We start from the raw sequence: 13,740 nt of genomic DNA on the forward strand, positions 1-13,740 counted from the left end.
TAAAATGGATAACTTTGCGATCATTTACGGAAAGGAGAGTAATCGGCAGCTGTTGACGGATGCAGCAGTTGAATTGTCCTGGTCTTCAGCACGAGATGAAATCGCACGTAGTGCCACTGTTCGACTCCGTGGTGCTACTGATCTAAAAGTAGCCGGTATGCTGATGTGCTTTTCACAACGATTAAAAGGTGTGGGTGTGCTTCATCACAAGAATCAGTTCTTCCATGGTCCCATCATCAAGTATGAACAAAATGAGTTCACGGATGAATGGGAGGTTGAAGCTCGGGAGATGAGTTGGTATTTAGCGAAGAACAAGGGCGTCCGCCCTTATCTTAAAGGGGAAGCCGGCGCAGAGCTGCAGCGTTATATCAAGACTACCGGAATTGATTTTCGATGTCCTTCGTTAGGGTTCAATCTGGATGAACGCTATGGCACGATGTTCCATTCAGAAGTTATCTTGGATGTGCTGCAAAAGGCATATGAGCGTAGCGGCTACCGCTATCATGTAGATGTAGTCCGGACGGATACTAATTTCTACCTGCAGGTAGTTCGGGAGGGGACGAACACTCTTGTTCCGGTCTTCATTCCGGAACAAATGGAGACTAGCACCGCTGGTTATAGCATCGAGGAGACCTACACGGTCGTCACCGCTGAAAAGTATAAGGACGATAAGTTGGCTTCCTCCGTCACCAAAACAGCGGCAGGTGCTCTACAGGCAATGGGTAGAATGGAAGAGATCATCGAAGTGGAAGAAGATGAGGACCCGGCCACAATCGCAACGCAGCGCCTGAAGGCTTTGTCGCAGGCGAAGCAGATTAAGAAAATTACGATAAAGCATGAAGATCATACCCTGACAGGGCTGCGGGCTGGATGGATGGTATTGATCAAAACGGACCATACCTCTAAGTGGATTGTAGAGTCTGCAGAGAGCAGTTTTAAGAATGGGTTGTACACTGTGAAGCTTGAGCTGGAAAGGAGGGAGTAACGTTGCTGAATAACGCATTGAATTTGTTGAAGGAAAAGACGAAAGGTCATATTGACGCTCGAGATACCGAACGAGCGACATTATTGAGTTGGCCAGGTAATCCGAAAATTCAGGTAGAAGGTGACCCGGAACCTTATCCTGCAGATAAACTGGTCTTTGCAGAATATCTGCAGGAACGCCGTATGGATGCAGTCTTTGAGGTTGAGCAACTTGAGGTTTCAAAGTTAACCGGTGTCCTAACTATCCCCAGCCCACTGAAGGTTGGAGAACGGCTTATTGTTTCTCGCATGACAGGCCAGCGGTATTATGTGCTAGGAAAGGATGTGGGAAACAGTGGTGGATAGTTTGTTTCCTGATTTGGACATAGCGGACATCGGAGAAGTTGAGCTGGCAGAATCGGTTGTTTCGGCTAACAAATGGACTTACGTCATTGATTATCGAAAGCGACGTACTGTGCTTGATGATGCTGGTTATCCCAAAAAAACTACTACCTATGAAGAGTATCTGGTGCAAACGGCACTAAAGATTTTAAATACCGAGCGTTTTCGCTATGTGGTGTACGGGGACGAGGTAGGTGTTGAACGGACTGAGTGGTTCTGGTGGGAGGACGTAGAGATTAAGCGTGATATCGAAGAAGCGTTAATGGCACATGCAGAGATCCAGCGGGCCGAAGTAAGGTCAATGCAGAGAGCAGGGCAAGAGATGTTACTGAACATATCATTATCTGGCTTAGCCGGCATTGCAGAGCTGGAGGAGGGAATTAGCACATGACTATTAAACTATCAGATTTGCCAGCTATGCCGAACATGCCGATCCTTCAGGAGACACCAGAGGACATTTATCGACGCTGGGTTAATCGAGCTATTGCCTTGGCGCAGGAGCGCGGCTTAGCTCCCCCACCAATGGATGAAGGTGAGTTTTTTTATGATCTGTGGTACCCGATAGCCATTGAGATTTCAGAACAGCAGGCTTTGTGGACCTACGGTTTCCTTCAGGGCTTCCCGATTTGGGCAGATTCGGAATTTCTGGACGGCCATGGCTGGGCAGCTGGGGTTACGAGGAAAGAAGGGGAAGACGATGACACGCTGCGACTCCGGATGTTGGAGCGCGCTGTGACGGAAGTAGGTAGCGGACGGTGTAAAGATTATGAGACTTGGGCGAAGGAGATGGAGGGGATAGGGTCCGCCATAGCTAGGGAGAAAGAGAGGAACGAGAACTCTATTGATCTGTATCTTACGGATCTGGCCGGTCAGCCAATCTCTGAAGAATTCGCTGAGACGGTAAAGTCTTGGATGTGGGAAGAGCGGAGAATCGCTGGTCATGATTTGGAGGTACATCCTGCACCGGTCTATGTGGTAGTTGTGACAGCCCATCTTATCACAGCAGAAGGTTCTAATCTTGATGAAATGGCTGCAAGCATACAGGAACGGGTCATGACTTACGCGAGTGGGCGAAGCAAACTGGCTTATAACTATGTAGGTTCGTTGCTGCTTGTAACCGGAGTAGAGGATTATGAAGACTACACTTTGAATGGAATGGAGGAAGATGTCGAGATGACGCCTTCCTCCATTCCGCGCGTTGAGGTGGTTTTATCGTGATCCCTAAACGGTACCGTGGTATGTTGCCGGCATATTGGTATGAGATAGACATGGCCGAACGTCACTTCTCTCTCATGCAGGACGAAATGGAACTTCGGGAGCAGAAGATTGATGAGCTAAGTAATCAGTTTATCCTTCCAATGGCGACATGGTCGTTATGGATATGGGAGTGGATCTATTTCAGACGCAAAATGAACGGGTCTGATAGTTACCGAAGGGAAGGCATTCGGCAGAAGCGTTGGGGGAACAGTCCGTTCCGGATTGCGGTTTTACGGGATTTGGGAAATCAGCATGGCAAGCTATTGGAGATAAAAGAGGATTTCATTAACAACGACATTGAATTCCAGTTTTCAACAGAAGAATCTATCGATCAAGAGTCGTTAAGACGGAATATTGAATATATACGGCCTGTACACGTTCGTAATTTGGTGGTTAGTCTTAAGGCACCGGAATGGAGCAATAGGCTGGAGATATCCGAGCAGTATACAGTTCTCAACTATCCATTTCAGGCTTTTGCTAGTCAAATGCTTTACGCGGGCGTCTTGTATAGCGGTCCAGCCGTTGTAAATATCCCGCCGAATCCAGTCTATAACAATGGAACCCTGAAAGCCGCCAATACCTTCGATAAGAAGTTCCAGGTGGCTTTTCCTGTAACTAGCCTGGTCTATGCTGGCAGCAGCGGGGTAAGCATCTCGCCTACAGTTAAGCCTAACGACCAGACGGCGACCTATAGCAATGGTGGGGAGTCCATAAGTGCAGTTTACGATATGCAACAGCAACGGGCCTATAAGTTGACAGGCAAAACAAACGCAGGAACGGGGGAAACGATCTAATGGCCTTAACATCTGGAACACATACGAAGATGAAGAACTGGCTGCAGAATCTTATTTCACACGGCACGTACCAGATTGGCAGTACGACAACGACTATGCCAATTCAGTCCATAACTCAGGTCGGTGATGTAATCACAGTACAGTTTTACCTGGCTGACAGCGTAAGTGGAACCATTACTAGGTTCCAGGTGATCGACAGGGATGGCGAGGTTTTTGACGACCAGCCGGACAGCATTGTAAAGCCGGCGCTTAACGGTCTGCTGGTAACTTTTAAATACACCATTTCGAGAGTATAGGGGGTTTGTTCATATGACCATATATAACAAAACAGTATGGAAAGACCACATCGTAGATAGTGGTGGGAAAGTAGTTCAGCAGGGTACGCCTTTAAGTGCTGGAAACTTGAATCGTATCGAAGAGGGTTTGGCAAACGCTACAACCTTTACGGCTGGAGAATTGGGCGCGGCTACCGCTCACAGCGGCGTTTTACAGCACATTGTCGCGATTAACCCGGCCTTTATTGGGATTGCGGCCGAGCATATACCGGGGCAGGTATACGTACCGAACCCGACCCAGCAATTAAATAACACTTCATTCCCTGGATCTATTAATGGGCTGCGCATGGGTCCTATAGACGCACTGATCGCAGGGAATAGGTTGCAGGTGGTTAATTACGGGGGTCTAGCACTAGGAGTATTATTCTACCTTCCTGATCCACCTACCGGAGGGACGCGCGACGATTTAGTCTTTTTAGAAGCCTGGCGGGATCAAACGACTCAGGAATGAAAAAGCAGGATAAGGGTTGTACCTGGTGTTGATTTTGTTAAATTCCCTTCGGATGGCTTTTGTGTAGATACCGCTACAATGAATATAACAGTAAATTCACACAATATGAGCATACTTGGCCAAGGGGGCAACGCAGCCCCCGTTATTACAGAAGGCATAACCTATGCTTTCCGTAACGCGAAACAGCGGGCAGCTAACGGTGTAACCTATGCGATAGCTAACGAAGATGTGGGGCTGTATGTTTCGGGTACTGGCACAGAAGCAAGTAAGTCCGCTCTAAAAACCTACGACGGATATGTATATGCAATCCCATTATTTAAAGTCAACCGCCGGAATACAGGCGGCTATAGTGTGAATAATCCGAATGGAGCAATAGTTTACAAACCCGTTGGCATCATAACGGATGCGGACGGGATAGCACCACAAGCGACTAAAACAGTTACTTTATCCAGTGGGTATACAATGGGCGGAATTAAGGCGGGGGATCGCCTGGTTGATAGTTTCGGTAACTTATATTTTGAGGTTGTCGAGGTTCTTTCTTCTACGTCCCTATCTGTTAAAAACCTAAGATCGGTTGCGGTCACAGGATCAATAAGCCCGCTTTGTTTATCGACTTCACGCCCAGACAACCTATACGCTAACATCATCGACGAACGCGACATAACCGACTTACGGCACAAGACGTACTTAGTTGCACCGTCCTATGAACAATTGTTGATTGACGGTACGGATCAAATTCTTCGAGGGGCTTCCCAGGTTGAACGAAAGAAAGCTATGCGGAAAACTTACGTAGGCGTACGCAAGACACCGCTGGATGCTAACCATGTATTTTATGCTTCGTTTGATGGAGCCGTTACACCAGAAGTAGGTAGCCCGCTTACCGATACATCTACCAATAAAGGCTTTATCCCTATGCCATCGGGTGCTGGTATTTTTAATTTCCAAGGTACTGGCGCTCTTGCGACTAATTGGCGCATGGGACTAATGACAGTAGATTTCTGGATGCTGGCCATAGATGGGGCCGGGCTTAATATCCGTTTGATTGACGCCTTAAATAATACGCTAGTATTTGAAAAGGCTTCAACAAATAATGCAATGTATATAACTACCACAAATGGTGGGACGTTTAACGCACAGATACGGCTAACTACGGAGAGTATTACAGGTCTGCATCATGTTCGGTTTGTCATGGATGGTCCGAGAAAGAATGTTAGGTTATACATTGACGGAAAACTAAGATCAACTACAGATATTATCTCTCTTATGGCTAGTGCAGCAATAGTTACTGGCAATCAAATATCTATAATAGCTACCAACGGAACAAAAATTTCAGACGTTGCTATCAGTAACGTAGATCGTGGGGCCTCTTTCGCCACGCTACCAGCGGACTTTATCGCGGGTTACGCCGACATTACACCAGCTTTAAGCGACCAGCGCCGGATCAATAGCGACGCTCAAACTTCTCAGAAATCGTATGCTGCGGCAAAAGTGAAAAACCAGCCGCAAGAACGCTTCATATCAGTTACGAAGGGAACCGGCGCGAATACGGCAGCCTGGGAAGCTGGGGACAAGATCAAGGTAAAAGGTCTAGCAGGAGAGATTATCAGCGGGGTGATTGATTCGGATACTGCGCTAGCCCGCATTACAGCTGTATCGGCCGATGGGCTGACTATTTCATTAGACGATGTGAGTAAAATAGCAGTTAGCGATACATTCCTTGTAGTTAATTTGCCTAGTCCAAGCGTTCCGGGGTCAGGGCGTACTATTGTATCCATAGATGCAATGAATAAAACAGCAACTATTAATATAGCGCTATCTACTGCAGTAGTAGGTCAATACCTGGTAGAAACCACCGCCAGCACATCAAGCCCCGTAGTCCGGGCGATTATCTCCGGTACTTCGACCACTGTATCGGGAACCTGGACAGCTTTGGGAACAAATGAAGCAGAGGTAACCCTGGGATTGCTCCCTGGCGGCCTAGTCGCCCAGGATATTATTATTGAGTACAGCCTTAACATGCCAGCAGGCCTGGGGTCGCTGTACCAGGTATATACTAAGACACTTAGTGGGGAAGCGAACGGCAAAAAGCTGATCCCAGGAGCGGTAGCCGTTACAGACGACTTCGCAGGTAAGATCACTGGCAGTACGGTCGTTAATCCTAACAAAGCTTACAGCGCTGTAGGAAGCGCCCTTGCTACGCCTACAGCGCCTGGTACAGAGTTTTCACAGGCTGATTATGACGCTATAAAATCCCTGGACAATTCTTTAAAAGTTGTAACAATCAGCACAAACGGGCAACAGGCCCAGATGATGTTCTCTATTGACCTTATTAGGGAAATCGAAGACAAGTATGGAAAAATACCAGGCGTGTTCACCGTAGCCGAGAAGGTAGCTTGGTTAAAAGCTAACATATCCGCAGGCACATGCTCATTTTACGGTTACGGCAACGGTCCTTTAGGGAATAAGACGTACTTTACTACATGGTACGCAGGGAACGGAATGCCTGCATGGAGTCAAGCCCCGGTGTCCCATGCGGCTACAATTCCCTCGAAATTGGATATGCCAATCCATCCGGGGCACATTGATAACGCAGGTTTTGTTCATTATCTAGCGTATACAGATGTTTCTGACGGCGTAACGGCAGCCGCGCTATACGCGGATCAATTTACTATATCAATATCTATCCCAACAAAATCGGGATACGACACGCTAGTCCCTGAAAACGCCCGGCGCGACGCTGGCCTAGCGGGGGTACTGTACGTACTTAGACAGACCCGTGAAGTGGAGAGCCTATTTCTAGGTAACGACGAGGATAATGGTATTAGCGTTATTGGGGAATATTTACCGACGCAGGAGATGACTAGCCAAACTGCGGTCACGCTTTCGGGTTCTACTAATGTGTTGCTTGGATCGTCCGGTTTCGTCACAACGGCCGGAACGAATGCCCCATATGACGCTGTAACGCCTAACGCATATGCTAATGCTGCCAGTCGTTTAATGGGTCCTGGTGATGATATCAATTATAAAATTGACCCGCAAAGTCTTATAAGCACTGTACTGTTTAACGCCAGTGGTAGTGGGACGCCTTGCCTGCGTTTTTGGCGACCAGACACGCCCCTGGTTACCGGTGTAGATAACTCACAATACACTGATGGTATCCCGTCCTGGGCAGCCAAAGCGACTGAATTTCTAACTGGTTTCCCTAGTTTGATTCAATATAACGGGGAATTACTCCTAAAACTGTCGCTACGTAAACGGTCGCAACTTAGTAGTGTAGGCATGGGGTCAGGATCGTTATACAACTTTTACCGTCTACCAGGCCGCCCATTAGTCAAACTATAAGGAGGATTGCCACATGGATAGTGTAACCTTTAACCGCATGGGTCACACCGTAACCGGGCTTAATCGCCCGGCCGGTCCTTTTGAGTATTCCCTAAGCCTTCCCTTTTCGGTCGCAGTCACTAAGTCGATAGCAGGGGTCAACGGAGAGAAACAGAAGACAGACGAGAAGGGCCAGCTACTCTACAAAGGCAGCCTAACTGTAGACGATAGCGGGCTGGAAACATATGACGAAGTTACTACTGCCAGGATCGCTACAGCCTGGAAGGAAGTAAGCCAGGAATATAACCTAGTTAACGAAGACGGCAGCACGACGCCGATTACGAACACATCACAAGTCGCAACTGCTTGGGACGATCTACAGCCGGTTATGGTCCCGAACATCATCTATAACAGTGTATCTTTTACAGAGCAGCCGAGCCTTTTTACCTTCGACGAACTAAACGCGGCGAAATGTGCTAGCTTAGAAAAAGCCTACAAAGGAAAGCTGCTGCTCTATTATGACGAAGATTTTAGCCTGGAAAACTTCGCGGTAGACCTGGCAGAACATTCGGCCAATATGGGCGACGGTGTAATAACCCTTCACCCACGCGGCAAGTGCAGAACCGTTAAGCTGCCGCTAGGCGAAAGCGTGGAAAAGGTACAGCTGTACCTGGAAGCCCAGGACGGAATAACCGTCGAAGTGGGAGCCACTGCCGGAAGCCTAACTGCCGTCGTAGATGGAGCCGCGAAGCTGCCAAGTGCAGCAGATGCCGTGTATATACGTTTTACTAATAACACAGATAGTTACAAGGAAGTTTACGCTTTTGGAATTTTGGCATAAAGGATTACAGATAGCGCCTATAGAGGCGTTTTTATTTTGCCCTCGGATCCCCGGGGGCTATTTACATTAAGGGGGAATTAAATTGTCTAAATCTCAAATTGCTGCGTCTACAGTAGGGGCAGTGCTTATTCCAACGTTTGATTTTTTATACGGGGAGGCGGACACTGTCGTAACCATTATGGTCGCACTTTTATTTTTTATTATCATGGATTGGTTATCAGGTATTAGAGCCGCCAAGAAAGACAACACCTATGCAAGTAAATACGGCATTGATGGAGTCTTCCGAACATTTTTTATGTTACTGCTTCCGGCTGGTGGACATCTTTTGGACATGGTGTTCGGGTTGCCTGGGGCGATATTTGGAGCACTGTCCATTGGTACCTTATATCACGTTTTACAAAGCATGACTGCTAACTCAATTCGGGCTGGTTGGGGGGATTCTCTTCCGTTGCCGGTCTTGGATGTAGTACTCAAGTGGGTAGGTAGTGAGTTGGATAAGAAAGTTAAACGCGCTGCCAGTAGAAAGGGGGATGATGAGTAATGTCTCTGACATTGGAACAAGTAAAGAGTAAATCATCTGCGAGATTGTTAGGTTTACATCCCGTTATATTGTCTGCTACTACAGTATTGATTGAGCGTTGTTACGCCAGGGGTATTCCTATTTTGATAACTCAAGGGTTACGCACAAATACCGAGCAAGACGCACTGTATGCACAGGGACGCACTAAGCCAGGAGCTATTGTTACCAATGCAAAAGGCGGCTACAGTTACCATAATTATGGACTCGCTGTAGATTTCGCATTGCTGCTACCGAATGGATCTAGCGTTTCATGGGATATGAACCGAGACTACAACGATAACAACATCAAAGACTGGATAGAAGTGGTGGAAGAGGCCAAGAAGCTCGGATTTGAGTGGGGAGGCGACTGGACATCATTTAAGGATTATCCACATTTCCAAATGGTTTTTGCCTTAACACTTACTCAGTTGAGAGCTGGTATCAAGCCATCTGAAACAGCACTGGCAAAAGCAACGGCTATTATTGATCGACTAAAAGAGGAGGCGAAGGGAGACTTGAGTAAAATTGAGGAGTTAGAGGCAATCGTAATGAAGCAGGATGGGCGCCTAAGGGACGTAGAAAAGCGATTAAACATTTCGGGCAAGGAAACATATTCCATCAATTATACAGAGGCAATTACGGCTGCTAAAGCAGCTGGTGCGATAACTACATCGGCAGACAAATCAAAGCTAGAGCTTAATATAATTCAGATGTTCTTTAATCTAGGGTTATTTAAGAAAGGCGATAAATAAATTGATGGATAATCAAAACTTGACTAATAAAAATCAGTGAAGTTAACGATAAACGTACCTAAAAATCTATTGGAGTTAATCAGCCATGTAATAGGCTTACTTATTTGTGTTATAGCACACTTCTTTACGGATTTGGATTTAGTACTGCGTCTGAGGCTCGTGTGGGACTTTCGGATATTGGGAAGTTTGAATTAGCATTTAGTAATTGAGAAGGTACAGTGAACGAAAGAGTGAATTACCTAACCACTTAGGAAATATGATTATTATTAGCCCTACAGACAGTTATGTTCTGTAAGGCTAAATTTTAGTATCGGTTATGACATTACTAACTTTTCTCTAAATTAATAATTACGTTGTTTGTTATTGTGGCTTGAATTATTTTTATTATCAACAAATGGTGGCATCGCTTGACCGATTATTACAATTGCACTAGCGGTGGTTTGTTGAACCAAAGGTGGTCTTCCATATGGGTATTGAATGTAAGTAACTCCAGCATCAACTGTTCCTGGTATGGGGTCAACTTTGCTTATTAGAGCACTATTGATTTGGATGTTCCCAACCAATGTCATATCAACATACTTACCTAACCATTCTTGAACCTGAGGAACAGATGAATAACTACCTGGATACGCCATTACTTTTAGCCTCCTAGAGATTTTATACTATAGCCTATGCGATTATTATGATGAAGGTTCAACATTAAATAATTTGTGGACTTTGGCTCCGGAAATCTGATTTTGGAACTGATTTATTATGCATTACAGATTACGTCAGTATGAGGTGAACTGTTCACAACGGAAGTGCCATCCCCTGCCAGCATTGGCGGGGTATTTCTTTGTGTTTTTTCCTTTCAGTGATATAGAGTACATATACATAATGTTCCAAATGATCTATATTTGATCTATTACCTAATTGAATATAAGGTGGTTGGAATCATTCAATGACGCAATTAACCCAAGCAATACTTATTGAAGAAGTAGAACGTTTAAGAGAAAAGTACTTAACTTCAAATCCTGAATATTCACCTAAACTAGCAAAAAAATGCAAAAAACTCGAAAAAAGATTGGTCTTAAAGGAATCCAGTCTTGCACAAATGGTAGACATTAAATATGAATTAATAGCATTAGAAAAGGATTTAGTAAGTCATCCTGAAAAGAATGAAGAAAAGATACTAAAGCGAGGAATGTGGGCCATTGTTGTTCTCGGATCCTTATCAATTTTCATGACTAAAACTGCTGAGAATTTATCCAAGCTAGAACAGCCTTTTTTGTACAGTTCTTATCAGGTTTTTTCTTTTGTTTTCATTGCATTTTTTGGTACAACAGCTTATTTTTTTTCTAAAGCATTAGTGTCAAAAGGTGATTACGAAAGCATCAACATTCGATTTTTATTGGCTTTTTTATTTCCTTTTATTTTTATCAGTCTCGTTAAATTTGAAGACGATGCAATAGTTGGAATTTCAAAAATCCATTCAATAATATTTGCGGCAGGTTATAGCTCAGAGTTTATATTTGCGTTATTTACAAAAATTGTTGATACGGCTAAGAAAGTTATTAATGCAGATGAAAAGGGAAGAGTAGAAGATAGCAAAGATAAGATTCAGGTGGAACAGTAAGATTGTAGAATGGACTACAGCCTAATAGGCGTTATACTCATTCATGGAGTGATAATTTGAATAATACATACAAAATCCTGGAGAGCGATACAGACTTCCTTGCTGCAGCCATAGCACAATCAAAAGTATCCGTCTGGTACCCGGACCCATTCGGCCACCTCATGGATTATGGAGGTATAGTAGAAGGGTACACTCCGGAGTCTATCAAAATTGCTGGAGCTCGGTTTGTTCGGGAACGATTTGAATTTAGAACATACATAAAATAACTCCTTAACATTGCTTTTTCCAAAAAAATATATTTAGGAGAATAAAATGAAATTAATTAGAATGATAAAAAGATTTTTTGGGTATCTATGGGGGGGGATTAAGAGGAATAAACTAAAAATAGTTAACGGACTGATTATTGTTTTGACAATTCTTGGAGTTGGATTAGTAGAAATTTTTAAGCCATTGATTTTAGATATAACTCCTATCAGACATAGAATTATGGAAACAAAGTTAGAAAATATAAAAATAGGATATTCAAAAAAATATGTTGAAACTTTATTAGGTACGGCGCACAGGAATCACGATATATACTGGACAAATTCCGAGGGAGGAAAGTATAAAATATCTAGGGTAGACTATATAGAAGAAGATTACCTTTACACACTATTTTATAAGGAAGACGAAAGTATCTTAGGTTATGCATTAATTTCAAGAGATAGAAATTTTAATCCTAAATTACCTTTTGATGACTCACTCCCATTATTAAAACATAAGCAAGATGATTATCTTGATATGGCCTCGGGTGAGGTGAGATTTACTACTTACTCAGCGTCAGGCACAAGGGGAGATGTGTCTGATTATGAGATGGATTTTGGTTATGGTCACTTATTTACTAATAACCTAATTGTTGGTTATGGTGTTTCGGAACTGGGTTATCGGAAAAACAGAGATGCTTTGTATGACTATATTTCAAATTACATAAGGAAAGCCCCTATAATAAAACAAAACAATGATTCAGCTATGTATAGTCTAGTTGGAGATAATATCTATACATATGATGATTTAAGGAATGATGAGAACTTACAAGGTATAAAGGCCGATCCTGAAAGTAAGTATAGGAAGAAGTTGTATCCTAACGCTATTTTTGTGATTGATGGTAGATTTTCTAGTGGGAATGAGGGGGTTTTATATGGAACCGATGTTGCTTTTGAATTTATAGTTGATCAATTGGAATTTGGCCTTCTTTACTATCGTTTGGACTTTTATAGATAATTATGGGAAAGTGAGACCCGAAAGAAAGGACTTATGCCTGACGGGTCTATTTTTTGCTTATATGATAAACTTTGTAAATACTGGTGTTCGCAGCGTGCCGATCTTGGTCCAGTTCCAGTAGTAATTAACTATCCTATATAGACAACAGTATCACTACGCTGAAATGCAGTGGGGAGTCTTATCTCAAGCTGTTCGACTCTTTCGAAGAAGTGTTCTTTTTTAATACTCTTTAGGTTGAGATCTGCCCACTTTTCAATTGATCTAGTTCCTCAAGAATAATTGGCAACTCTTTTTCAGTTACATCTACACCTGACTCAAAAAGTTCAGTCCAACGTAAACCTAATGATTGGACGCCAGGTAACCAGCATTCTCTGAAGAAAGACAGAGAAGCAACTGGAATGTATAATTGTTTTTCAAAATCATTGTGTGCATCAAAAATCTGTGCACTAATTGCCATGTCTTATTTCCCTCCCCCGTAGGTAGCGCTGAATGTGAAAGTAGGAAATTCCTCCCTGTTTAATTTTAGCATTAATTCGCCATACGTGAGGATGGTTTCTTTGCTATATTTGTAATTTACAGATTACTCCAGCAACCGGTATTATAGACGCAACGGAAGTACCGTATCCTGCCAGTATTGGCGAGGTACTTTAGTACATAGGGGTGCTGTAATGAAGAAAATATTTAAAGAATTTGGTGTCCATTTTTGTGCGGCAACTATTCTTCTAGGCATTTCATTATTGTTCAATGATTATGATGTTGCGGATGAGGAACAACTATCTTTGTTGGTTGTAGTGATGTGTGGAGTTCTCATATCTATTGGTGGATACAACTATTTGAAAAACAGAAAAGGTGTTGTGGTGATGATCGTAGGAGTTATTGTATTAGGAGTAGCGCTTTCTACCTTATCTTTTTAGGAGTGATCATATTGAGTAATGTATACAAAGTCTTGAAGACTGATGCAGAATTTCTAACGGCTGCTTTGTCACAGTCTCAAGTGGATATACTTGAACGCCGTGGTGACTTGGCTGACTGCATAATTGATTGTGAGGGTCCAGTTCAGAAATGGAGTCCGGTTAGCGTTAAAGTTGCTGATGCTTATTACATGAGAAGTGAATTTGAATTTAGAATGGTTTTGGCATAAGCGTGTATAACAAATACCCCGTCAACCTTAATTGGTCAGCGGGGTTATT

General features: G+C 43.7%; 17 protein-coding genes. 15 read left to right on the forward strand and 2 right to left on the reverse strand.

What is annotated here, in order from left to right; translation table 11 throughout:
- Positions 1-4: 4 nt before the first annotated feature.
- The 11 genes from MHH63_RS11490 to MHH63_RS11540 all read left to right on the forward strand — a co-directional run bounded on the left by MHH63_RS11490 (position 5) and on the right by MHH63_RS11540 (position 9,675).
- Positions 5-985: an XkdQ/YqbQ family protein gene (locus MHH63_RS11490; protein WP_341171536.1), complete on the forward strand. Its 981-nt coding sequence runs from the start codon at positions 5-7 to the stop codon at positions 983-985.
- A 2-nt stretch (positions 986-987) separates the two neighbouring features.
- Positions 988-1,329 (forward strand): hypothetical protein, encoded by a 342-nt coding sequence (locus MHH63_RS11495; protein WP_341171537.1) that lies wholly within the window; start codon positions 988-990, stop codon positions 1,327-1,329.
- Positions 1,307-1,756 carry a DUF2634 domain-containing protein gene (locus tag MHH63_RS11500; RefSeq protein WP_341171538.1) on the forward strand — a complete coding sequence of 150 codons (450 nt, stop codon included), beginning with the start codon at positions 1,307-1,309 and terminating at the stop codon, positions 1,754-1,756. The genes MHH63_RS11495 and MHH63_RS11500 overlap by 23 nt, the downstream gene beginning before the upstream one ends.
- On the forward strand, positions 1,753-2,583 hold the full coding sequence (locus tag MHH63_RS11505) for a baseplate J/gp47 family protein (protein WP_341171539.1): 831 nt from the start codon (positions 1,753-1,755) through the stop codon (positions 2,581-2,583). The genes MHH63_RS11500 and MHH63_RS11505 overlap by 4 nt, the downstream gene beginning before the upstream one ends.
- Positions 2,580-3,416 carry a hypothetical protein gene (locus tag MHH63_RS11510; RefSeq protein WP_341171540.1) on the forward strand — a complete coding sequence of 279 codons (837 nt, stop codon included), beginning with the start codon at positions 2,580-2,582 and terminating at the stop codon, positions 3,414-3,416. Before MHH63_RS11505 ends, MHH63_RS11510 begins: the two co-directional genes overlap by 4 nt.
- Positions 3,416-3,712: a hypothetical protein gene (locus MHH63_RS11515; RefSeq protein WP_341171541.1), complete on the forward strand. Its 297-nt coding sequence runs from the start codon at positions 3,416-3,418 to the stop codon at positions 3,710-3,712. The genes MHH63_RS11510 and MHH63_RS11515 overlap by 1 nt, the downstream gene beginning before the upstream one ends.
- A 13-nt stretch (positions 3,713-3,725) precedes the next feature.
- On the forward strand, positions 3,726-4,202 hold the full coding sequence (locus MHH63_RS11520; protein WP_341171542.1) for a hypothetical protein: 477 nt from the start codon (positions 3,726-3,728) through the stop codon (positions 4,200-4,202).
- A 78-nt stretch (positions 4,203-4,280) separates the two neighbouring features.
- Complete coding sequence (locus MHH63_RS11525; RefSeq protein ID WP_341171543.1) at positions 4,281-7,544, forward strand: hypothetical protein; 3,264 nt, start codon at positions 4,281-4,283, stop codon at positions 7,542-7,544.
- A 13-nt stretch (positions 7,545-7,557) separates the two neighbouring features.
- Positions 7,558-8,364, forward strand: a complete 807-nt coding sequence (locus MHH63_RS11530) for a hypothetical protein (RefSeq protein ID WP_341171544.1) — start codon at positions 7,558-7,560, stop codon at positions 8,362-8,364.
- Positions 8,365-8,446: 82 nt separating this feature from the next.
- Positions 8,447-8,905 (forward strand): phage holin family protein, encoded by a 459-nt coding sequence (locus tag MHH63_RS11535; RefSeq protein ID WP_341171545.1) that lies wholly within the window; start codon positions 8,447-8,449, stop codon positions 8,903-8,905.
- Positions 8,905-9,675 carry a M15 family metallopeptidase gene (locus tag MHH63_RS11540; protein ID WP_341171546.1) on the forward strand — a complete coding sequence of 257 codons (771 nt, stop codon included), beginning with the start codon at positions 8,905-8,907 and terminating at the stop codon, positions 9,673-9,675. The genes MHH63_RS11535 and MHH63_RS11540 overlap by 1 nt, the downstream gene beginning before the upstream one ends.
- Positions 9,676-10,016: 341 nt before the next feature.
- Here the strand turns inward: MHH63_RS11540 and MHH63_RS11545 are convergent, their stop codons facing one another.
- Entirely contained in the window at positions 10,017-10,310 is a 294-nt protein-coding gene (locus tag MHH63_RS11545) for a hypothetical protein (protein ID WP_341171547.1), read from the reverse strand.
- 305 nt (positions 10,311-10,615) lie between these two features.
- Here MHH63_RS11545 and MHH63_RS11550 point away from each other — a divergent pair, with 305 nt between their 5' ends.
- Positions 10,616-11,290, forward strand: coding sequence for a hypothetical protein (locus MHH63_RS11550; RefSeq protein ID WP_341171548.1), 675 nt, complete (start codon positions 10,616-10,618; stop codon positions 11,288-11,290).
- Positions 11,291-11,602: 312 nt separating this feature from the next.
- Entirely contained in the window at positions 11,603-12,550 is a 948-nt protein-coding gene (locus MHH63_RS11555; protein ID WP_341171549.1) for an ETEC_3214 domain-containing protein, read from the forward strand.
- Positions 12,551-12,779: 229 nt separating this feature from the next.
- Here MHH63_RS11555 and MHH63_RS11560 read toward each other — a convergent pair whose 3' ends face one another.
- Entirely contained in the window at positions 12,780-13,007 is a 228-nt protein-coding gene (locus MHH63_RS11560; RefSeq protein WP_341171550.1) for a hypothetical protein, read from the reverse strand.
- A 211-nt stretch (positions 13,008-13,218) separates the two neighbouring features.
- Between MHH63_RS11560 and MHH63_RS11565 the strand changes: the two genes are divergently transcribed.
- Together MHH63_RS11565 and MHH63_RS11570 are read left to right on the forward strand one after the other, a co-directional pair.
- Positions 13,219-13,464: a hypothetical protein gene (locus MHH63_RS11565; protein WP_341171551.1), complete on the forward strand. Its 246-nt coding sequence runs from the start codon at positions 13,219-13,221 to the stop codon at positions 13,462-13,464.
- 11 nt (positions 13,465-13,475) lie between these two features.
- Positions 13,476-13,691: a hypothetical protein gene (locus tag MHH63_RS11570; RefSeq protein ID WP_341171552.1), complete on the forward strand. Its 216-nt coding sequence runs from the start codon at positions 13,476-13,478 to the stop codon at positions 13,689-13,691.
- Positions 13,692-13,740: the final 49 nt, after the last annotated feature.

This window comes from Paenibacillus sp. FSL H3-0310, from assembly GCF_038002785.1.
In the GTDB taxonomy this organism is placed as follows: Bacteria; Bacillota; Bacilli; order Paenibacillales; family Paenibacillaceae; genus Paenibacillus_AQ; species Paenibacillus_AQ odorifer.

Excerpts from the sequence above, each read along its gene's own strand:
- MHH63_RS11490 (WP_341171536.1), top strand. The coding sequence starts at position 5 with ATGGATAACTTTGCGATCATTTACGGAAAGGAGAGTAATCGGCAGCTG.
- MHH63_RS11500 (WP_341171538.1), top strand. The coding sequence starts at position 1,307 with ATGTGGGAAACAGTGGTGGATAGTTTGTTTCCTGATTTGGACATAGCG.
- MHH63_RS11505 (WP_341171539.1), top strand. The coding sequence starts at position 1,753 with ATGACTATTAAACTATCAGATTTGCCAGCTATGCCGAACATGCCGATC.
- MHH63_RS11515 (WP_341171541.1), top strand. The coding sequence starts at position 3,416 with ATGGCCTTAACATCTGGAACACATACGAAGATGAAGAACTGGCTGCAG.
- MHH63_RS11520 (WP_341171542.1), top strand. The coding sequence starts at position 3,726 with ATGACCATATATAACAAAACAGTATGGAAAGACCACATCGTAGATAGT.
- MHH63_RS11525 (WP_341171543.1), top strand. The coding sequence starts at position 4,281 with ATGAATATAACAGTAAATTCACACAATATGAGCATACTTGGCCAAGGG.
- MHH63_RS11530 (WP_341171544.1), top strand. The coding sequence starts at position 7,558 with ATGGATAGTGTAACCTTTAACCGCATGGGTCACACCGTAACCGGGCTT.
- MHH63_RS11540 (WP_341171546.1), top strand. The coding sequence starts at position 8,905 with ATGTCTCTGACATTGGAACAAGTAAAGAGTAAATCATCTGCGAGATTG.
- MHH63_RS11545 (WP_341171547.1), bottom strand. The coding sequence starts at position 10,310 with ATGGCGTATCCAGGTAGTTATTCATCTGTTCCTCAGGTTCAAGAATGG.
- MHH63_RS11550 (WP_341171548.1), top strand. The coding sequence starts at position 10,616 with ATGACGCAATTAACCCAAGCAATACTTATTGAAGAAGTAGAACGTTTA.
- MHH63_RS11555 (WP_341171549.1), top strand. The coding sequence starts at position 11,603 with ATGAAATTAATTAGAATGATAAAAAGATTTTTTGGGTATCTATGGGGG.
- MHH63_RS11560 (WP_341171550.1), bottom strand. The coding sequence starts at position 13,007 with ATGGCAATTAGTGCACAGATTTTTGATGCACACAATGATTTTGAAAAA.
- MHH63_RS11565 (WP_341171551.1), top strand. The coding sequence starts at position 13,219 with ATGAAGAAAATATTTAAAGAATTTGGTGTCCATTTTTGTGCGGCAACT.